General features: G+C 69.2%; 12 protein-coding genes. 2 read left to right on the top strand and 10 right to left on the bottom strand.

Going from position 1 to position 21,191, the window contains the following annotated elements; genetic code table 11:
- Positions 1–133 precede the first annotated feature (133 nt).
- The 8 genes from dxs to ngcE all read right to left on the bottom strand — a co-directional run bounded on the left by dxs (position 134) and on the right by ngcE (position 10,858).
- On the bottom strand, positions 134–2,053 hold the full coding sequence (gene dxs, locus PYR72_RS13780) for a 1-deoxy-D-xylulose-5-phosphate synthase (RefSeq protein ID WP_275455628.1): 1,920 nt from the start codon (positions 2,051–2,053) through the stop codon (positions 134–136).
- A gap of 277 nt (positions 2,054–2,330) precedes the next feature.
- Positions 2,331–3,662, bottom strand: coding sequence for a sugar ABC transporter permease (locus tag PYR72_RS13785; protein ID WP_275455629.1), 1,332 nt, complete (start codon positions 3,660–3,662; stop codon positions 2,331–2,333).
- Positions 3,659–4,450: an ATP-binding cassette domain-containing protein gene (locus PYR72_RS13790; protein ID WP_012999938.1), complete on the bottom strand. Its 792-nt coding sequence runs from the start codon at positions 4,448–4,450 to the stop codon at positions 3,659–3,661. Before PYR72_RS13790 ends, PYR72_RS13785 begins: the two co-directional genes overlap by 4 nt.
- Before the next feature lie 285 nt (positions 4,451–4,735).
- The gene (locus PYR72_RS13795) at positions 4,736–5,827 is read right to left on the bottom strand and encodes a substrate-binding domain-containing protein (protein WP_275460407.1); all 1,092 of its coding nucleotides are present in this window, start codon (positions 5,825–5,827) and stop codon (positions 4,736–4,738) included.
- Positions 5,828–5,963: 136 nt separating this feature from the next.
- Entirely contained in the window at positions 5,964–7,163 is a 1,200-nt protein-coding gene (locus PYR72_RS13800) for an ROK family transcriptional regulator (RefSeq protein ID WP_059079708.1), read from the bottom strand.
- A gap of 202 nt (positions 7,164–7,365) precedes the next feature.
- On the bottom strand, positions 7,366–8,298 hold the full coding sequence (locus PYR72_RS13805; protein WP_275455630.1) for a carbohydrate ABC transporter permease: 933 nt from the start codon (positions 8,296–8,298) through the stop codon (positions 7,366–7,368).
- Positions 8,299–8,318: 20 nt separating this feature from the next.
- Positions 8,319–9,248 carry a sugar ABC transporter permease gene (locus tag PYR72_RS13810; protein WP_275455631.1) on the bottom strand — a complete coding sequence of 310 codons (930 nt, stop codon included), beginning with the start codon at positions 9,246–9,248 and terminating at the stop codon, positions 8,319–8,321.
- A gap of 137 nt (positions 9,249–9,385) precedes the next feature.
- Positions 9,386–10,858, bottom strand: a complete 1,473-nt coding sequence (gene ngcE, locus PYR72_RS13815) for an N-acetylglucosamine/diacetylchitobiose ABC transporter substrate-binding protein (RefSeq protein ID WP_275455632.1) — start codon at positions 10,856–10,858, stop codon at positions 9,386–9,388.
- A gap of 473 nt (positions 10,859–11,331) precedes the next feature.
- On the opposite strand from ngcE, the gene PYR72_RS13820 reads away from it, so the two are divergent.
- Positions 11,332–15,129 (top strand): GH92 family glycosyl hydrolase, encoded by a 3,798-nt coding sequence (locus PYR72_RS13820; protein WP_275455633.1) that lies wholly within the window; start codon positions 11,332–11,334, stop codon positions 15,127–15,129.
- Positions 15,130–15,185: 56 nt separating this feature from the next.
- Here the strand turns inward: PYR72_RS13820 and PYR72_RS13825 are convergent, their stop codons facing one another.
- Positions 15,186–16,259 (bottom strand): lytic polysaccharide monooxygenase, encoded by a 1,074-nt coding sequence (locus tag PYR72_RS13825; protein WP_275455634.1) that lies wholly within the window; start codon positions 16,257–16,259, stop codon positions 15,186–15,188.
- Between the two features lie 254 nt (positions 16,260–16,513).
- Positions 16,514–16,996 (bottom strand): hypothetical protein, encoded by a 483-nt coding sequence (locus tag PYR72_RS13830; RefSeq protein WP_275460408.1) that lies wholly within the window; start codon positions 16,994–16,996, stop codon positions 16,514–16,516.
- 490 nt (positions 16,997–17,486) lie between these two features.
- Between PYR72_RS13830 and PYR72_RS13835 the strand changes: the two genes are divergently transcribed.
- Complete coding sequence (locus PYR72_RS13835) at positions 17,487–21,185, top strand: S8 family serine peptidase (RefSeq protein WP_275455635.1); 3,699 nt, start codon at positions 17,487–17,489, stop codon at positions 21,183–21,185.
- Positions 21,186–21,191: the final 6 nt, after the last annotated feature.

Below are 21,191 nucleotides of genomic sequence, written 5' to 3' on the forward strand. Positions count from 1 at the left end.
CACGCTTGTCGTCCTCGACATGATCGAGAGGGGGCGTGGAGCGTATGCCCCGGCGCGAGGGGTTTCACGCGAATGGGCCGGTCTCGCCACCGTAAAGGATGGCGGGACCGGCCCGAACGGACCAACCGGGCGATCAGTCGCGGGCGGACTCCACCGGTGCCGCGGCGTCGCCGAACCGGCCGTCGATCTTGGAGACCAGTCCGGTGACCTGGCGGGCGATGTCGGGCGCGGTGAGCCCGATCTCGGCCAGGACCTCTGCGCGGGACGCGTGGTCGAGGAAGCGCGGCGGGATGCCGAAGTCGCGCAGCGGGATGTCCACGCCGGCGTCGCGCAGCGCCTGGGCGACGGCCGAGCCGACGCCGCCGACGCGGGAGTTGTCCTCGACGGTGACGACCACGCGGTGCTTGTCCGCGAGGGGCGCCATGTGCTCGTCGACCGGCTTGACCCAGCGCGGGTCGACGACGGTGGTGGTGATGCCCTGCTTGTCGAGCAGGTCGGCGATCTCCAGGCACATCGGCGCGAGGGCGCCGACCGAGACCAGCAGCACGTCCGGGGTGTCGGTGCCCGGCTCACGCAGCACGTCCATGCCGCCGACGCGGCGCAGGGCGGGCACGGCGGGGCCCACGGCGCCCTTGGAGAAGCGCACCACGGTCGGCGCGTCGGTGACCTCGACGGCTTCGCGCAGCTGGGCGCGGACCTGGTCGGCGTCGCGCGGCGCGGCGAGCCTGAGGCCCGGCACGACCTGGAGGATCGACATGTCCCACATGCCGTTGTGCGAGGCCCCGTCGGTGCCGGTGACGCCGGCCCGGTCCAGGACGAAGGTGACCCCGCACTTGTGCAGGGCGACGTCCATCAGCACCTGGTCGAACGCGCGGTTGAGGAAGGTCGCGTAGACGGCGAAGACGGGGTGCAGACCGCCCGTGGCGAGGCCCGCGGCGGACACCGCGCCGTGCTGCTCGGCGATGCCGACGTCGTACACGCGCTCGGGGAACGCCTTGGCGAACTTGTCGAGGCCGACCGGCTGGAGCATGGCCGCCGTGATGGCGACGATGTCCTCGCGCTCCTTGCCGAGCTTGACCATCTCCTCGCCGAAGACGGAGGTCCAGTCGGCGCCGGAGGAGGCGATCGGCAGGCCCGTGTCCGGGTGGATCTTGCCGACGGCGTGGAAACGGTCGGCCTCGTCCTGGAGGGCGGGCTGGTAGCCGCGTCCCTTCTCGGTGAGGCAGTGCACGATGACCGGGCCGCCGAAGCGCTTGGCGCGGGCCAGCGCGGACTCCAGCGCCTCGATGTCGTGCCCGTCGATCGGGCCGACGTACTTGAGGCCGAGGTCCTCGAACATGCCCTGCGGGGCGATGAAGTCCTTCAGCCCCTTCTTGGCGCCGTGCAGCGTCTCGTAGAGGGGGCGGCCGACGACGGGCGTGCGCTCCAGCAGGTCCTTGCCGCGGGCCAGGAACCGCTCGTAGCCGTCGGTGGTCCGCAGGGTCGCCAGGTGGTTGGCGAGGCCGCCGATGGTCGGCGCGTACGAGCGCTCGTTGTCGTTGACGACGATGACCAGCGGGCGGTCCTTGGCGTCGGCGATGTTGTTGAGCGCCTCCCAGGCCATGCCGCCGGTGAGCGCGCCGTCACCGATGACGGCGACCACGTGGTCGTCGCGTTTCAGCACCTGGTTGGCCTTGGCGAGGCCGTCGGCCCAGCCGAGCACCGTGGAGGCGTGGCTGTTCTCGATGACGTCGTGCTCGGACTCTCCTTGCGAGGGGTAGCCGGACAGACCGCCCTTCATCTTCAGCCGGGAGAAGTCCTGACGGCCGGTGAGGAGCTTGTGGACGTAGGACTGGTGGCCCGTGTCCCACAGCACCTTGTCCCTCGGCGAGTCGAAGACACGGTGCATCGCGATGGTGAGCTCGACCACGCCGAGGTTCGGGCCGAGGTGACCGCCGGTCTTCGACACCGCCTCCACGAGGAAGGTCCGGATCTCCTCCGCCAGCTGGTCCAACTCCTCCAGGCTGAGCCGGTCCAGATCGCGCGGTCCCCTGATGCGGGTCAGCAGCGGCACCCGTGCCTCCTTGCGATAGTGCTGTTCGAGCGTTACCGGGCTCGTCGAAGTCTAATCTTCCGCGCGGACGGCCGACCGCCGGGCGGTCGACTGTCACGTCACGCGAACGGCGTAAACCATCCTGCGCAGACGTACCCGTACGAAACGTCCGACAACAAACAGAAGTGCCCGGCACCTTGAAGGCACCGGGCACATGAGCGCCCTGAAGGGGCGCGGGGAACTGCGCGACCAGCCACGACGGACCAGCACTCGCGGGCCCACCGCACCCCGACGGCGTCTAGGCGCGACCGGCGGCCTTCTGGCTCCGACGGCTGACGGAGTCGATGACGACCGCGCCCAGCAGCACCGCACCCGTGATCATGTACTGGATCGACGTGTTCATGTTCAGCAGGTCGAGACCGGTCTGGATCGACTGGATCACCAGCATGCCGAGCAGTGCCGACCAGACGGAACCGCGTCCGCCGAAGAGGCTGGTGCCGCCGATGACCGCCGCGGCGATCGCGAGCATCAGGATGTTGCCGCTGCCCGCGGACAGCGTCGCGCTCGCGGTCTGGCCGGCGAAGAACATGCCGCCGATCGCCGCGAAGCCACCGGAGATGGCGAACACGGTGATCCGGATCATCGGCACGTTGATACCGGCACGGCGGGCGGCCTCGATGCCGCCGCCGACCGCGAACACCTTGCGGCCGTACGTCGTGCGGCGCAGGACGAAGTCCACGATCACCAGCGCCGCGAGGAAGATCACCAGCGCGTTGGAGACCCCGGACGCGTTGTTGAGCACGGCGGCGGCGGCGAAGGAGGCGACGGCGAGCGCGCCGACGCGCAGCAGGATCTCGCTGGTCGCCCGGAACGGGACGCCCGCGGCCCGGCGACGGCGCTGCTCGTTGAGGTTGCCGACCAGGGAGAGGACGACGGCGAGACCGGCCAGCAGCCAAGCGCCGATGATGGCCTGGTCCATGAAGAAGGAGCTCTGGCCGAGCAGCCGGATCGGACCCGTGTCGGACGGGATGTTGATCGTGCCGCTGTCACCCAGCAGCCACAGCATCAGACCGTTCCAGCCGAGGAAGCCGGCCAGGGTGACGACGAACGCGGGTACGCCGACCCGGGCGAAGAACCATCCGTGCAGCGCGCCGATGGCGATGCCGGTGAGGATCGCGAGGACCACCGCCAGCCAGGGACTCATGCCCTGGTTGACCGCGAGCACGGCGAACACGGTGGAGGCCAGACCGCTGACCGAGCCCACCGACAGGTCGATCTCGCCGAGCAGCAGGACGAACACCAGGCCGATGGCGAGCATGCCGGTGGCCGAGAGGAAGTAGCTGATGTTCGAGAGGTTGTCGGCGCTGAGGAAACGATCGTTCTGAAGCTGGAAGATCGTCCAGATGACGATCAGTCCGATGACCACCGGCAGCGAGCCCAGCTCGCCGCCCTTCACCTTGCGCTTGAACTCGGTGACGTAGCCCTTGAGACCCTCTTCACGGATCAGCAGACGGGGGTCGACGACGGTGACCGGCGCGGCCGTGGGGTCGTCGGCGGGCGCGACCGTGGTCTGGCCCTCCGCCGCGGCCTGGGGGGAATCACTCTTCACGGTCTTGGACGTGTCGCTCACTTTGCCGCCTCCGTGGTGCGCCGCTCGGCGCGACGGGTCACGGCGTTGTCCGTGGCCCCCGTGATCGCGGCGATGATCTCTTCGTGGCTGGTGTCCTTCACGGAGAAGGAGCCGTTGTTCTTGCCCAGGCGCAGTACGGCGACCGTGTCCGCGACCGCCTTGACATCGGCCATGTTGTGGCTGATGAGGATGACGGCGAGGTTGCGCTCGCGCAGCCGCTCGACCAGGTCGAGGACCTGCGCGGTCTGCTCGACGCCGAGGGCGGCGGTGGGCTCGTCCAGGATCACGAGCTTGGGGTCGCCGATGAGGGCGCGGGCGATGGCGACGACCTGTCGCTGACCGCCGGAGAGGCTGGCGATCGGGATGCGGACGCTCGGGATGCGGATGGAGAGCGTGGAGAGCAGCTCCCGGGAGTTCTTCTCCATCGTCACCTCGTCGATGACGCCGCGGTGCAGCAGCTCGCGCCCGAGGTAGAGGTTGCCGACGACGTCGAGGTTGTCGCACAGCGCGAGGTCCTGGTAGACCGTCGCGACGCCGAGTCCCTGCGCGTCGTGCGGCTTGTTGATCCTGACCGGATCTCCCTGCCACTCGATGACGCCGTCATCGATGGGGTGGACACCCGCGATCGTCTTGACCAGGGTGGACTTTCCTGCGCCGTTGTCGCCCACCAGGGCGACCACTTCTCCGGCGTGGACCTCCAGCTCGACGTCGGTGAGTGCCTGCACCGCACCGAATCGCTTGGAGACTCCGCGCAACGCCAACACGGGCGTAGCGGACACGTGAACCATCTCCTTCGCCGCCTGACCGGCGGGGATGCCGCGCCGGGAACCGGGCGCGGAGGATGTGCGTGACGCACAAGACTTACAGGGGAACATGCGTGGATCCGCCGTGCCCACCCGCGCCCTGAAGGGGCGCGGGGAACTGCGCGACCAGCCACGACGGAGCGGTCGGGAACCGACGGCCCGTCGTGGCAGATCCAGCGGAGCGCCTCGGCGGCGGTTCCGTCCGGCGCCCGCCCCGGAAGCGGGGTATGGATGGGGCGGGCGCCGGACAGGCTCAGTGGACCGGAGCGGCTACTCCAGGCCGGCGGACTTGCACGCCTTGGCGTACTCGGCGGTGCAGATGTCGGCGACCGTGTACAGGCCGTCCTTCACCACCGTGTCCTTGATGTTCTCCTTGGTGACGGAGACCGGGACCAGCAGCTTCGCCGGGACCTTGTCACCGGATCCGCTGGTCACCTCGGTGTCGGCGAGGGACTTGATGTCCTTCTTCTCCAGCAGGTTGACCGCCAGCTCGGCGGCCGTGTCGGCCTCCGGCTTGTAGGCCTTGTAGACCGTGGAGGACTGCGTGCCGGCGACGATCCGCTGGATGGCGGCCAGCTCGGCGTCCTGACCGGTCAGCGGGATGCCGCTGATCTTCGCACCCTTGAGGGTGTTGGCGATGCCACCGGCCATGCCGTCGTTGGCGGCGTAGACGCCGGCGATGTTCTTGGCGCCCAGCTGGGTGATGGCCGCGGACATCTTCTGAGCGGCGACGGTGTCCTTCCACAGGCCGGACTGCTCGTAGGCGATGTCGACCTTGCCGTCGAGGGCCTTGTGCGCGCCCTCCTTGAACTGACCGGCGTTCGGGTCGGCGTCGTCGCCGTTGATCATGACGACCTTGGCCTTGGGGGTGGCCTTGTCGCCGAGCGCGTCGAGGAGGGCCTGGCCCTGCAGCTCGCCGACCTTGACGTTGTCGAAGGAGACGTAGGCCGAGACCGGGCCCTGCGCGAGGCGGTCGTAGGCGATGACCTTGACGCCCTTGTCCACCGCGGACTGGATGGAGGACTTGATGGCGGCGGAGTCCTGCGCGGAGATGACGATGACCTTGACGCCCTTGGTCACCATGGTGCTCATCTGCTGAGCCTGCTTGGTGGGGTCGGCGGCGGCGTTCGCGTAGTCGACCTTGCAGTCGGAGCAGAGCTCCTTGACCTTGTCCTGGAAGTACGGCCGGTCGAACTTCTCGTAGCGCGCGGTGACGTTGTCGGGCAGGAGGAGACCGATGGTCTTGCTGCCGGAGCCGCCGTCGCTGCCGCTGTCCGAGTCCTTGTCGTCGCCGGCCTTGCCACAGGCGGCGACGGACAGCGCCAGCGAAACCGCGGTGGCGCCGATCGCGACTCTACGCATCGTTGCGTTCATTTGGGTTGTGCCTCCCTGACACGGGCCGCAGCACTGCGGCCGAGGTGGCTGGAAGTCAACTCGGCCACACGTGCGACGTCAAGAAGTAAATCCTTAACGGGTTGGCAACGGCGTGTTTCGTTCTCTAAGTGAAGACAGGGGTCGCCGCGGAGAGGGTCCCGTCCAAAAGGGTCGAATCACCCATCTCACTGAGGGCCAGCGCCAGGGCCCCGAGGACCTCGGCTCGGCCGCCAAGTGCCCCTGGCAGCACTGAGAGTTGACGTGCGGCACTCGGGATCGCGTACCGGCCGACCGACTCCCTTATGGGTCCGAGAACCAGCTCTCCGGCCTCGGCGAGATCGCCACCGAGGACCACGCGGCTCGGGTTCAACAGATTGCAGAGATTCGCGACTCCACTTCCGATGTGTCGGCCGACGTCGGCGATCACCCGACGGCAGCCCGGGTCCCCGTCCCTCGCCAACCGTACGACCCCTTCCATGGTCAGGTCGGTGCCGTGGCTGGACTGGAGGAGCGGCAGCACATAGCGCGCGGCCGCGAAGGTCTCCAGGCAGCCCCGGTTGCCGCAGCGGCAGACAGGGCCGGATTCATCAAGAGTAATATGCCCGATTTCTCCCGCTGTGCCACCCGGGCCTCTGTAGATCTTGCCATCGATCACCAGTCCGGCCCCGACGCCGCTGGAGACCTTGATGTACGCGAGGTCCCGCACCCCCCGGCCGCTGCCCCAGACCAGCTCGCCGAGGGCGCCGAGGTTGGCGTCGTTGTCCACGTGCACGGTCACGCCGAGGCGGTCGCGCATCTCGGCGGCGGGCTTGCTGCCGGTCCAGCCCGGCAGGATGGCGGTGGAGCCGAGCGAACCGGACTCCACGTCGATCGGGCCGGGGACACCCAGTCCCACGCCGGCGATCTTCGTGCGATCCACCCCGGTGGCCTCTATCAAACGGGTGACCAGCTGCTCCGCCCGGTCGAAGCCCTGGGTCGAGGAGGCGTCCACGTCCAGCGGCTCGGCCTCCTCGGCGAGCACCTGATGGGCGAGATTCCCGATCGCGACGCGCAAATGGGTGTGCCCGAAGTCCACGCCGATCACGATCCCCGCGTCCCCGCTGAGCGAGACCGCGCGCGCCCGCCGGCCACCGGCCGACGTGGGCGTGACCTCGACGGTTCCGCCGTCCTTCAGTTCGCGCACGATGTTGGAGACCGTGGCCGCGGACAGACCGGTGGTCCTGGCGATCTCCGCCTGCGTCAGCGACCCGGCGAGGCGTACCGCCCGGACGACGCGTTCGAGATTTGCTCGGTGCAGCGACGACTGCGACCCCGGAGTCTCCATCGACTCATCCACTCCCGTCCCAGGACGGGCGGCCCGCACGCCGCCCGTGACCCAGGCCACAGCCGCTGAACCCGGGTCACTTACAAGTTGTGAACTCCAAGCTCCGCTGAACGGGTTACCGCAGTCAAGTCCTTGAGGGAAACTGGGGCCACCGAATGACCACTAAATGTCACTCTGCGGCTACTTGAGGTCCCGGGCCGGGCTACTTGAGGGTGGCGGAGGTGAGGCCCGCCTGCACCTGGCGCTGGAAGGAGAGGTAGACCACCAGCATCGGGATCATGGCGATGGTGACACCGGCGAAGAGGACGGGCAGGTCCGACGCGTAGCCCTGCTGTTGCTGGAGCTGGATGAGGCCCTGGGTGAGGACGTACCGCTCGGGGTCGTCGCCGCTCTGCGGCTGCATCAGGACCGTGGGCAGGATGAACTGGTTCCACTGCCCCAGCGTGTTGAAGATCCCCACACTGATCAGTCCCGGCTTGGCCATCGGCAGCATGACCTGGAAGAACGTCCGGGTGTGCGAGGCGCCGTCGAGGATGGCCGCCTCGAAGACCGCGGTGGGCAGCGTCCGGAAGAACGCGTGCATGAAGAACACCGTGAACGGCAGCGAGTAGGCGACGTACACCAGGATCAGCCCCTGGTAGGTGTTCAGCATGTCCAGCCGTTTGACCATGAAGAACAGCGGCACCAGGGCGAGGAAGACCGGGAACATCGCCCCGGCGACGAAGAAGTAGTACAGCAGCCGGTTGCCGGTGAAGGGGTAGCGGGCCAGGACGTACGCGGCCATGGAGCCGAACAGCATGGTCAGCGGCACGGAGAAGACCAGCACGATCACCGTGTTGACGAAGTAGTCCCCGATGCCCTTGTCCCAGGCACGGGAGAAGACGTCCAGGGACCAGTTCTCGGGCCAGCCGAAGGCCGAGCCGCCGATCTGCGCGTCGGTCTTGAAGGCGCTGAGCACCAGCCACAGCAGCGGCAGCACGATCAGCAGGGCCCACAGGGCGAGGAAGCCGTGCGAGAACACGTTCAGCACGACGCCTTCGCCGCGCTCGTCGCCGGGGCCGGTCCGGCGCCCGTCCACCGTCGGGCCGGTGGGGACCGAGTCGCCGCGCGAGGCGGTCTTGAGGGGTGCACTCATCACTCAGTCGTCTCTCCCGCTCAGAACTCGACGCGCTCGCGACGGGTGGCGCGCAGCATGACCACCGACACGATCAGGGTGAGGAGCAGCATCACGACGCCCATGGCACAGGCGTAGCCGCTCCTGCCGTACAACAGGAAGTTCCGCATCATCACGGTCGCCATGACCTCGCTGTGGTGGTCGGGGCCGCCCCCGTACTCGCCCGCGGTCATGGTCGAGACCAGGATGAACATGTCCATCGCCGCGATCCCGAGGTAGACCCAGGCGGTCTGCACGGAGTCCCACAGCAGCGGCAGGGTGATGCGGAAGAAGGTGTGGGCGCGGCCGGCGCCGTCGATCAGCGCGGCCTCGTAGATGTCCCTGGGGATGGCCTGCATCGCGGCGGAGAACAGCACCAGGTAGAAGCCGACGCCGTGCCAGACCACGACGAGGATGAGGGCCCACAGGACGATGTCCGGCTCGTTCAGCCACTCGACGGGGCTGCTCTTGTCGACCAGCCCCAGCTTCAGCAGGAGACCGTTGAGCATGCCGCCGCTGTCGCTGCGGTACACGGCCCCGAAGAGCACGGCGAGGATCGCCAGCGACAGGACCTGCGGGAAGAAGTACACGATCTTGTAGAACCCGGACCCGGCGACCCCCGAGACCCCGCCGGCCCGGCCGCGGCCGCCCGCGTTCAGCATGAACGCGAAGAACAGCGCCAGCAGGATGGTGATCACCGGGATGAACACCAGGAACAGGATGTTGTGCCAGATCGCCTGCAGGAAGATGTCGTCCCGGAACAACGCCGTGTAGTTGTCCAGGCCGATGAAGGAGAACGTCTGCGACTGGCCCTTCCAGTCGGTCAGCGAATAGCCGAACGTCTGGATGTACGGCCAGATCACGAAGATCAGATAAAGCGCCACGGGAGCGAGGAGAAACCCCGCGACGAACCGGTTCTGTCCTTTACGCATTGCCGTTTCCCTGCCTCGGCTTCCATGAGACGAAAGGCGCGCCCTGTTTTCCGGGGACGCGGGGAACTGCGCGGCGAGCCGCCACGAACCCGCAGCTCACCACAGTGCGCAGCTCTCCCGGCGCTCCGACGCCCGGACTAGTCCCGATGGTTCTTCTTGGAGTCGGGATCCTTGGCCTGCTTGTCCACGGCGGCCTGGGCCCGCTTGAGCCATTCGGCCGGCTGGATCCGCTTGGCCATCAGTTCGTTCGACGCGTTCTGGATCGCCGTGTCCATCTCGCTGTACCACTCGGTGTACAGGTAACGGAACGTGTTGTCACCGGCGGCCTTGGACACCTCCACCGTCGACTGCGTACCGGGCCGCAGGGAGACACCGGTGTCGACGCCGTCCTTCACGATCGTCAGGGAGTTCGCCTCCTTGGCGAACAGCGTCGACCACTCCTTGGAGAGCATCATCCGCATGAATTCCTTGGCCGCGGGGAGGTTCTTCGCCTTGGCCGGGATGATGAACGGTTCGCCCGAGCCGGCCCGGATCGCCTCGAACGGCATCACGCTGTCGGGCAGCAGGGGCATCGGCATGAACGTCATCTCGAAGTCGTCCGGGGTCTGCTTCAGCTGCTCGTTCTCCAGCCAGGACCCGGAGGTGATGAACACGGCCTTGTACTGGTTCCAGCGGGCCTGGGACTCCGTATGGGTGAGGCCGTTGGTGCCGGGCATCAGATAGCCCTTCTCGACGACCTCGTAGATCGCCTCGACGCCGGCCTTCGCGGCGTCGGAGCCGACGAACGCCTTCGGGTCGAGGTTGTCGATCGCCTTCATGGCGTCCAGACCGCCCGTCTTGGCGATCAGGTCCATGATGGCGACGTTGATGTAGTACGGGTACTTGCCCTGGTGGGCGAGGCCGCCGATGTCCTTGGCCTTGGCCTCCTTGCAGATGGTGAGGAAGTCGGCCCAGGTCTTGGGCGCCTCCCAGCCGTTCTCCTTGAAGAGCTTGCCGGAGTACCACAGGCCCCACACCGTGTAGATGTAGTTGAGGGCGACGACCTTGCCTCCCTGCATGCCCGCGTCGAGCGTGCCGGGGATCAGCGTGTCGCGGACCTTCTTGGCCGGGTCGTCGATCGAGGGGGCGTCCAGCACCTCGGCGAGGTCGAGGAGCTGGCCGTTCTTGTAGAGGACGTCGATCGGGATCTGCTGGGCGCCGGAGTCGTCGACGATGTCCGGCGGGTTGCCCGCGTTGAACCGCGGCTGGAGTTTGCCGGTGATCTCCTGGGTGCCGGTGTGGGTGGAGGTGACCCCCCACTTCTTCTGGAAGGCGGCCTCCCACGCCTTGGCGTAGGCGTCGCCGTAGCCGCCCTTGAAGATGACGACGTCGAGCTTGCCGCCCTTCTTGACGCCGAACGGGTTGGACGCGGAGGTCTTGCCCTGGCTCTCCTCGGAGGTGTCGTCCCCGCCGCCGCCGCTGGCGCACGCGGACAGGACGCTCATGGTCGGGACGGTGATCAGGCCCAGCGCGGCGGAACGCTTGATCAGATCGCGGCGGCCTACGCCTTCGGGGCCGGTGCCGACGACCCCGTCGGGGCCGTGGTCGTTCTCGGCGGTCGTGGATCCCATGCTCAAGTCCTCGCCTTCTCCAGGACTCAGGCGGTGAACCGGATCCTCCCGGCACCGCGGTCGGTTCAAGCTGGGGTCGTGCGTGAGGATTCAACAGGGGCAAGACGGCGGTCCGCGCGCGGACACGTCCGCGACCGCCGGTAATTCCCCCCAGGTAGGGCCCGTCCGCGCCTGGGTGACCACGATGCGGACGCCGACAGGTATAGTCCACTTCCCGCCAGAGGGGCAAGATCGAATGCAAGGTTCGCCTTCGGTCTTTTCCGAGTTGAGACCTCCCGGAAATCTGAACGGCCTCGCGTCGTCCGACCGGAAAATTCCCGCCATTCGCCCCGGACGGCGCGCTCAACACCCTTGACATCACTCATCACTTCCACCCCTACTGGTCCCTGCGTTCACGCGGTCGACAACGTTGTCCCCATTCGGTCGTTCCTTGATCGAGAAATGTCTTCCGGACGTAGGGAGGGTGCTCGCCGATGCGGCACGGACGGGGTTTCACAGGGGCGCTCGGCGCCGCCGCCTTCGCCCTGGTGGTGGCCTCGCAGGGCGCGGCGGTCGCGTTACCGGACCGGCCGGCGGCCGGTGAGCGGGAGTTCGCCTCCTCGTTCGAACCGGACGACCCGGCGCCGGACTGGCTCAGCACGACCGACACGGCACCGGACGGTTCCCCCCGCGCGTCCGGCGTCGACGGCGGCTACACCACCGGCATCCCGGGGGACGTCACCGACCGCGTCACCGACGTACGCGCCAGTGGCGAGAACACCGGCGGCGGTGAGGTGAAGGAGAACCTCGTCGACGGCGAGCCCGGCACCAAGTGGCTCACCTTCCAGCCCACCGGCTGGGCGGAGTTCGACCTCGACCGGCCCGCCGAGGTCGTCACCTACGCGCTGACCTCGGCGAACGACGCCGAGACGCGCGACCCGAAGGACTGGACCCTGCGGGGTTCGACCGACGGCAAGGAGTGGAAGACCCTCGACACCCGGTCCGGTGAGAGCTTCGGGCAGCGGTTCCTCACGAAGTCGTACGACATCCCCGCGGGCGCGGTGGCCGGCTACCGGCACTTCCGGCTCGACATCACCAGGAACAACGGCGCCTCGATGATCACCCAGCTCGCCGACGTGCGCTTCTCCACGGGCGGCGGGCAGGCACCCGCGCCGAAGGAGATGCTGTCGCTGGTCGACCGGGGTCCGAGCGGCTCGGCGACCGCGAAGGCCGGTGCGGGCTTCACCGGCGCGCGGGCGCTCAGATACGCGGGCCGGCACACCGCACAGGGCCGGGCGTACGCGTACAACAAGATCTTCGACGTCGACGTGGCCGTCGAGCGGAACACCGAGCTGGCGTACCGGATCTTCCCGTCGATGGCCGCCGGGGACCTGGATTACGACGCCACGAACGTCTCGGTCGACCTGGTCTTCACCGACGGCACCTCGCTGAGCGAGCTGGGGGCGGTGGACGGACACGGGTTCCCGCTGTCGCCGCGCGGCCAGGGCACGGCGAAGGTGCTGTACGTCAACCAGTGGAACGACGTCGTCTCCCGGATCGGCTCGGTCGCGGCCGGGCGGACCGTGGACCGGATCGTGGTGGCGTACGACTCCCCGAAGGGCCCGGCGAGGTTCCGCGGCTGGCTCGACGACGTCACCCTGCGGGTGCGGGCCCCCGAACGGCCGAAGGCGCATCTCTCCGACTACGCGGTGACGACCAGGGGAACGAACTCCAGCGGCGGGTTCTCCCGCGGCAACACCATTCCGGCGACCGCGGTGCCCCATGGCTTCAACTTCTGGACGCCGGTCACCAACGCGGGCTCACTGAGCTGGCTCTACGACTACGCGCGGGCCAACGACGCGGACAACCTCCCCACCCTCCAGGCGTTCAGCGCCAGTCATGAGCCGAGCCCGTGGATGGGCGACCGGCAGACCTTCCAGGTGATGCCCTCGGCCGCCGCCGGCACCCCCGAACTGAGCCGCTCCGCAAGGGCGTTGGCGTTCCGGCACGAGAACGAGACGGCCCGGCCGTACTACTACGGGGTCCGCTTCGAGAACGGCGTCAGGGCCGAGATGGCGCCGACGGACCACGCGGCGGTGCTGCGCTTCACCTATCCCGGCGACGACGCGAGCGTCCTCTTCGACAACGTGACCGACCAGGCGGGCCTGACCCTGGACAAGGAGGCGGGCGTCGTCACGGGATTCTCGGACGTGAAGTCCGGGCTCTCCACGGGCGCGACCCGTCTCTTCGTGTACGGGGTCTTCGACGCGCCCGTCACGGACGGCGGCTCGGCCGGGGTGAAGGGCCACCTCCGCTTCGACGCCGGCGAGGACCGTACGGTGACGCTCCGCCTGGCCACCTCCCTCATCGGCCTGGACCAGGCGAAGGACAACCTGCGCCGGGAGATCCCGGACGGCACGGCCTTCGAGACGGTGAAGAACCGGGCACGGGCGCAGTGGGACCGGATCCTCGGCAAGGTCGAGGTGGAGGGCGCGACCCCCGAGCAGCTGACCACGCTGTACTCCAGCCTCTACCGCCTGTACCTGTACCCCAACTCGGGCTTCGAGAAGGTGGGGTCGAAGCACCGGTACGCCTCGCCGTTCTCGCCCATGACCGGTGAGGACACCCCGACCCGCACCGGGGCGAAGATCGTCGATGGCAAGGTGTACGTCAACAACGGCTTCTGGGACACCTATCGGACGACCTGGCCCGCCTACGCGCTGCTGACGCCCGGTCAGGCGGGCGAAATGGCCGACGGGTTCGTGCAGCAGTACGAGGACGGCGGCTGGACCTCCCGCTGGTCCTCCCCCGGCTACGCGGACCTGATGACCGGCACCTCCTCGGACGTGGCGTTCGCGGACGCGTACGTCAAGGGAGTGGACTTCGACGCGGAGAGCGCGTACGAGGCGGCCCTGAAGAACGCCACGGTCGTGCCGCCCTCGCCGGGCGTCGGCCGCAAGGGGATGGCCACCTCCCCCTTCCTCGGTTACACCTCCACGGACACCCACGAGGGCCTGTCCTGGGCGCTGGAGGGCTATCTCAACGACTACGGCATCGCCCGGATGGGCCGGGCCCTGTACCGGAGGACGGGTGAGAAGCGCTACGCGGAGGAGTCCGCCTACTTCCTCGACCGGGCCCGGAACTATGTGCGGCTGTTCGACGAGAAGGCCGGCTTCTTCCAGGGCCGGGACGCCCAGGGGGCCTGGCGGGTCGACTCCTCGGCGTACGACCCCCGCGTCTGGGGCCACGACTACACCGAGACCAACGGCTGGGGCTACGCCTTCACCGCGCCGCAGGACAGCAGGGGCCTGGCCAACCTGTACGGCGGCCGCGACGGGCTGGCGAGGAAGCTGGACACGTACTTCGCCACCCCGGAGACGGCCTCCCCCGACCTCGTCGGCTCCTACGGCGGTGTCATCCACGAGATGACCGAGGCCCGTGACGTGCGCATGGGCATGTACGGGCACTCCAACCAGGTCGCCCACCACGCGATCTACATGTACGACGCCGCCGGGCAGCCCTGGAAGGCCCAGGGGAAGGTGCGCGAGGTGCTGTCCCGGCTCTACGTCGGCAGCTCCATCGGCCAGGGCTACCACGGCGACGAGGACAACGGCGAGCAGTCCGCCTGGTTCCTGTTCTCCGCGCTCGGCTTCTATCCGCTGGTGATGGGCAGCGGCGAGTACGCCGTCGGCTCCCCGCTGTTCACCAGGGCGACCGTCCATCTGGAGAACGGCAGGGACCTGGTGGTCGAGGCCCCCGGGAACAGCGCGCGGAACGTGTACGTCCAGGGGCTGACGGTCGACGGCAGGCCCTGGACGTCGACCTCGCTGCCGCACTCGCTCCTCGCCCGGGGCGGCACGCTGAGGTTCGCCATGGGTCCGGAGCCGTCCCGCTGGGGCACCGGCGAGAAGGCGGCTCCGGTCTCGATCACGAAGGACGACAGGGTTCCGGCGCCCCGCTCGGACGCCGCCCGGGGCGAGGGCGCGCTGTTCGACGACACCTCGGCGACCAAGGCGCTGGCCGGGACGGTGCCGCTCGCGGTACCGGCCCGCACAAGGGCGGTCCGGTACACGCTGACCTCGGCGGGCCGGGACGAGGCCCCGGCGGGCTGGACCCTCCAGGGGTCGGCCGACGGCACCACCTGGAAGACCCTCGACAGGCGTTCCGGCGAATCCTTCGCCTGGGACCGCCAGACCCGCGCCTTCTCGATCACGGCCCCGAAGGCGTACGACCACTACCGCCTCGTTCTCGACGGCACGGCGACGCTGGCGGAGGTGGAGCTGCTGGCCTGACCGCGGCCGGGACCGGGAGCGGCGACGCCCCCGGCCCCGGCCGGACGGCCGGGCCCTCAGCCCACCCGGCAGGGCAAGGTCGTCGCGGGATCACCTCCCGGCCCCTGCACCACATAGCCGAAGGTCGCGGTCCTGCCCGGATCCAGCGACCCGTTCCAGTTGGCGTTGTGCACCATCACGTTCTGCCCGTTGTAGGTCGCGCTGCCGCTCCAGAGGCTGTCGACCTTCTGCCCGGCGGGCAACGTCCAGTCGACCATCCAGCCGAGCATCGGCACGTCGCCGGTGTTGGTGACGACGACCTCGGACTGGTAGCCGCCGGACCAGCTGCCCGTCGTACGGCGGGTGGCGGAGCACGTGCCCGGTACCGGCTCGCTGGGGTTGCCGGGCTGCTTGATGCCGGTCACCTCGCCGTTGCCGCCGTCGAAGACGATGTCGGAGCAGGAGTAGAAGGTCTCCTGGCTGTCGGAGCGCTGCCACACCATGTAGATGAGGTGGCGGCCCGACCTGTTCGCTGGCAACTGGCCCCGCCAGGAGTAGTTGGCCTCGACCGTGCCCGGACTGCCGTTCAGCGGCGGGTGGTCGACGCTCAGGAAGGGCTGCGCCTCCAGGTCGTTCCAGGTGAGCGTCTTCGTCGGGTCGAAGCCGGGCTTGGTGATGTAGGCGTAGAACCAACCCGGGTGCGCCGCCCACGCGTTGTAGGAGAAGTCGATGGTCGCGCCGGAGGTCAGATGGGTCAACGGCCAGTCGGCGCTCGGGGTGTTGAAGCCGGTGAAGTTGGTGTTGCCGCCGCTGCACAGCTGGCCGTCCGGGACGAAGCCGCGGGTGCGGCCGGCGCCGTCCGAGCGGAGCACCGAGAACCAGTTGTAGAAGGGGGTCGTCCCGCTCACCTGCTGGGCGGAACGGCACGCCGGGTTGATCGGCTTGATCTCACCGGTGTCGGTCAGCGCGTCCTGCCAGCACAGGAACGTGCGGCTGCCGGGTTTCATGGGCGTGCCGTGCGCCTCCGCCTTGCCGCTGCCGGCCGTGACGACCAGGCCGAGGGCCGGGATCGTGGTGACGAGGGCGAGCAGCACGAGCAGGAGTGCCTGGTGGCGTCGGGGCAGCCTTAATCGAAGATTGGTCATGCGCATGACAGATCTCCTTGCATGTACGGCCGGGAGGTGGGGGACGTGCGCGTGCCGGTGCGAAGGTGCGGAGGTGCGCTGTGCGGGTGCGCGGTGCCCGTGCGTGGAGGGTGGTGTGGGGTGGGAGCCGCTCCGGGCACGACGGGTTCCGGTCCGCCGCACATATGGGAGCGCTCCCACCCCCACCTACTCCGGAAGCTAGCGCGGAGCGCCGCGCTTGTAAACGGCTGCGGGCGCCCCCTGTCGCCCGCGAGGCCGCCTCAGGTCACCGGCTCCCGCGTCCAGCGGCGTTCGGTGCGCCGGCGGACGTCGGCCAGCAGCCGGCGGGTGAGCTTCGCGTGCGTCCCGGTGCCCAGGGCGAGGAGGCGGTAGAGGCCCCCGGCCGGGCCCGGGAAGACGGCGTGGGTCTCCGCGCGCAGCCGGACGTGGTCCGGGCCCTCCGCGTCGAGGTGGAAGGTCCAGGTGTAGGAGGAGAAGCGGTGACGGCCCAGGAGGGTCAGCTCCCGGGGCGGGACCGCGGCCGCCGTGCGGAAGCCGGGGAACGTCGTCGAGCCCGCCACGGGCGGCCGCGGGCCGGAGGCCGTGTGGTCGGCGCAGCCCACGAGCCTGGCGTAACGGACAGCGGCGGGACGGGAGAAGGCCCAGTCGAGCGTCTCGGCGAGGGCCCACCAGACCTCATCGGCGGCCGCCTCGATGAGGATCGTGTGTTCGTCGACGAAGGGCAGGTGGTCACGGCGGCGCATCGGTGCATCCATGAGGACAAGTCTTCGCCCTCCGGCCTCGGCATCGCCAGGGTGCCGGGCCGGCGAACGTTCGTGACGCCGGTTCGCGCGGTTCCCGGCTCACTCACCCGGCAGTCGCCTCCGCATGGTTTCCGCCGTGTCGCCGGCCTGTCGGACTTGGCTCGTGGTGAGGCGGCGTACCTCGCGGACGAGTTCGGCGAGGCCGCGCGGCCGCGCGGCCGCGCGGCCGCAGAAGAGCATCGTGTCCCCGTTGCCCGGGGGAACCCTGTGTTCCGGCTGAGCCGGAGCCGTGCGACCTGGTCGGCGGGCATGGACGGAACCCCCTACGGGGACGTGCGGAACTCACCAACGGCCCTGGCCGAAGAGGGCGTTGGCACGGACCGGCCACAGGAATCCCTTGAGCCCCGCTCGTCGCGCCGCCCACTCTGATCACTGGCTTCCGCCGACCGGGCCGGAAGCGTCGTCAGTGTTCTGGGGAGGACGTCCACCCATGCGAAGACTCCGCGCCCTCTGGGCCGTGGCCGGAACGACCGGACTGCTCGTGGCGGCGGTCACGCCCGCGACGGCCGGTCCCGACGGATCGCCCACCAAGACCGACGCGACCACGAGGACCGTCGCGGGAGCCGGCGCACAAGCCCGCGCCGGGACCACGCAGACCGTCACCCTCCTCACCGGCGACACGGTGTCGCTCACCGCCGGTCCGGACGGCAAGAGCGCCGTCGACGTCCGGCGCGGCAAGGGACGGGAGGCCGCCACCTTCCTGTCCACCGAACGCGACGGCGAGGTCAGCGTGCTGCCCGCGGACGCGATCCCGCTGGTGCAGGCGGGCCGCCTCGATCCCGCGCTGTTCAACATCACCCAGCTGGTGAAGCAGGGGTACACGGACGCCGCCACCGGCACCACCCCCGTGATCGCGACGTACACCAAGGGCAGTGCGACCCCGGACGGCGCACGCCGCACGCTCGCGCTCCCGGGGATCGACGGCGCCGCGCTGAGTGCGAGGAAGTCCACCGCCTTCTGGGCGGACATCGCCCCCGCGCTCGGCACCGAGCCCACCTCGAAGGCGGCGCGGCGGCTCGGCGACGGCATCGAGAAGATCTGGCTGGACGCCCAGGTGCAGGTGTCCCTCGACAGGAGCGTCCCACAGATCGGCGCGCCCGAGGTGTGGCGGTCGGGCTTCGACGGCAGGGGCGTCAAGGTCGCCGTCCTGGACACGGGCGTGGACACCGGCCACCCGGACCTGGCGGGGAAGCTCACGGAGACGAAGAGCTTCGTGCCGGACCAGACGGTGCAGGACGGCCACGGCCACGGAACCCATGTGGCGTCCACGGTCGCCGGCTCGGGCGCGGCCTCGAACGGCAGGATCAAGGGCGTGGCGCCCGGTGCGGAGCTGCTCGTCGGCAAGGTGCTGGCGAACGACGGCCGCGGGCAGACCTCCTGGATCCTCGACGGCATGGACTGGGCCGCGCACTCCGGTGCGAAGATCGTCTCGATGTCGCTGGGCGGTGACGCGTCCGGCCCCTCCGACGTGCTGAGTGAGACCGTGGACGAGCTGTCCGCGTCCACCGGCGCCCTCTTCGTGATCGCGGCCGGTAACTCGGGCCCGTCCGAGAAGACCGTCGGCACCCCGGGCATCGCGGACTCGGCGCTGACCGTGGGCGCTGTCGACGGGTCCGACAAGCCGGCCTCGTTCTCCAGCCGTGGCCCACGGCTCGGCGACTCGGCCGTCAAGCCGGAGATCACCGCGCCCGGTGTGGGGATCACGGCGGCCCGTTCCCTCGGCACCAACATGCCGGGGAGTACGCCTGTCGACGACAGGTACACGAAGGCGAGCGGCACGTCGATGGCGACCCCGCATGTCTCGGGCGCCGCGGCACTGGTCGCGCAGGCGCATCCCGACTGGACGGGACAGCAGATCAAGCAGGCCCTGGCCACCACCGCCAGGACCAGCCCCGACGCCTCCGTGTTCGAGCAGGGCGACGGCCGCGTGGACGCCGTACGGGCCGTCGGGCAGGGCGTCTTCGCCACCCCGGCGCTCAGCTTCGGCCTGTACGAGGACGATGACGACGCCGAGGCCGTGAGCAAGGAGATCACGTACACCAACACCACCGACACAGCGATGGAGTTGAAGCTGGCGTCGTCGCTCACCGAGGCCGCCCTGGGCGCGGATGTCCTGACCGTCCCGGCTAAGGGCACCGCCACCGCCACGGTCACGGTCGAGCCCGCCGAGGAGGCCGAGGGCCGGTACACAGGTCACGTCACCGCCACCGCCGACGGCATCCAGGTCACCACGGCCGTCGGCTTCGAGAAACTGCCGAAGACCTACGACCTGAAGGTCTCGCTGGTCAACCGCGCGGGCGAGCCGTCCACCTCGGCGTCGCTCTTCGTCCTGCAGGAGCTGAACGGCGCGTACCCGGACTCGCACGGGTTCCTCGGCCGCGGGTACACCTTCAAGGTGCCGGCCGGTACGTACTCCATGGCGACCTGGATATCGGAGCGGGACGCGGCCGGACTGCAGGTCGCCACCTCCGTCGTCGGTGATCCGGAGATCAAGGTCGACGAGGACACCGAGGTCGTCCTCGACGCCCGCAAGGCCGTCGAGATCAAGCCGGTGACGAAGGAGAACTCCGAGTTCCAGAGCTTCAGCACCACCTGGCACAGGCAAGGGCCCGGGACCGCCTTCGGGGCGACCTACGCCCAGAACTGGTGGACCGACCGCGTCTATGTCGCCCCGACCGAGAAGGTCACCGAGGGCCTGTTCGAGTTCAGCTCCAAGTTCCGTCTGTACGAGAAGGAGCTGACGGCGAGCGTCAGCAGCCCCGAGAAGTACGCGCTGCCCCTCGACTACTCGCAGGTGAGCGACAGCCTCCCGGTGAAGTTCAGCGGAAAGCGCACGGTGCGGGCGGTGGACGCCGGCAGTGGCACCGTGGCCGACTTCCAAGGGCTCGACGTCGAGGGCAAGGTGGCGGTGGTCCGGCTGGCCGGTGGGAAGACGGCCGACGAGGCGGTGGCCAACGCGACGAAGGCCGGGGCCGGTTACGTCATCGCGTACCAGGACAGGCCGGGGTACTGGATCTCCTGGGTGGACAGCACGACGATCCCGCTGATGGTCGCCACCGGTGAGGACGGCGCGAGGCTCGGCGCGCTGCTGAGGAGCGGCAGGAAGGTCACGCTGGATCTGGACGGCACCGCGGTCAGCCCGTACGTCTACAACGTGATGTTCCCGCAGACCGGTGCCATCTCGAAGAACCAGACGTACCCGCTGAAAAGCTCCACCACCGTGAAGCAGAAGGTCCGTTACCACGGGAGCCGGGCCGGGGACGTCGGCAAGGACGCCGTCTACCGGTACCGCCCCTGGCAGTCGGCCGCCATCGAGACCGGCCAGAACGTCCCCCTCGGCACGACCCGCACCGAGTACTACAACGTGGATCCCGACACCCGCATCTGGAACACCGTCTCCCCGCACTGGCAGACCAACAGGGGCCAGTGGAACGACCTGCGGACCTTCGCCGAGGCGGGCAGGGCGCCCGCCGAGGAGTGGCTGCGGCAGGTCGTCCGCCCGGCGAGCAGCGAACGGTTCGGTCTCTCCCAGCGCACGGGCGACAAACTCACCTTCAGAATGCCGGAGTTGAGCGACTCGACACCGGGTCACTACGCGAGCGTGGACGGCGTTCAGGACACCGCGAAGGGCACGCTGTACATGGACGGGAAGCCGGTCGGCAACAGTGCGCTCGGCGGCTACGGCACCTTCGACGTGCCGGCGGCGAAGTCCTCGTACCGCTTCGTGCTCGACGCGCGGCGCACGGCCGAGTGGGCCACGTACTCCACCAGCACGCACACCGAGTGGTCCTTCGCGTCGGCGCACACGGACCAGCAGACCGCGCTGCCGCTGCTCTCCGTCGCCTACGGCCTGGACGGGCTCGATCTCCTCAACCGGACGGAGTCGACGTGGAAGTCAAAGCTCGAACTCTCCGTCCGGGACCAGAAGTCGGGCATCACGGCTCCTGAGCTGACGGCCTGGGTGTCGTACGACGACGGCGCGTCCTGGAAGGAGGTGAAGGTCCGGGGCGGCAAGGCGAAACTCAAGCACCCGAAGGGCGCCGAGTTCGTGTCCCTGCGCGTACGGGCCGCCGACCGGGACGGCAACGCGGTCGACCAGACCGTGGTGCGGGCCTTCGGTCTGAAGTAGACGGCG

The organism is Streptomyces sp. VNUA24 (genome assembly GCF_029167005.1).
Classification (GTDB): Bacteria; Actinomycetota; Actinomycetes; order Streptomycetales; family Streptomycetaceae; genus Streptomyces; species Streptomyces scabiei.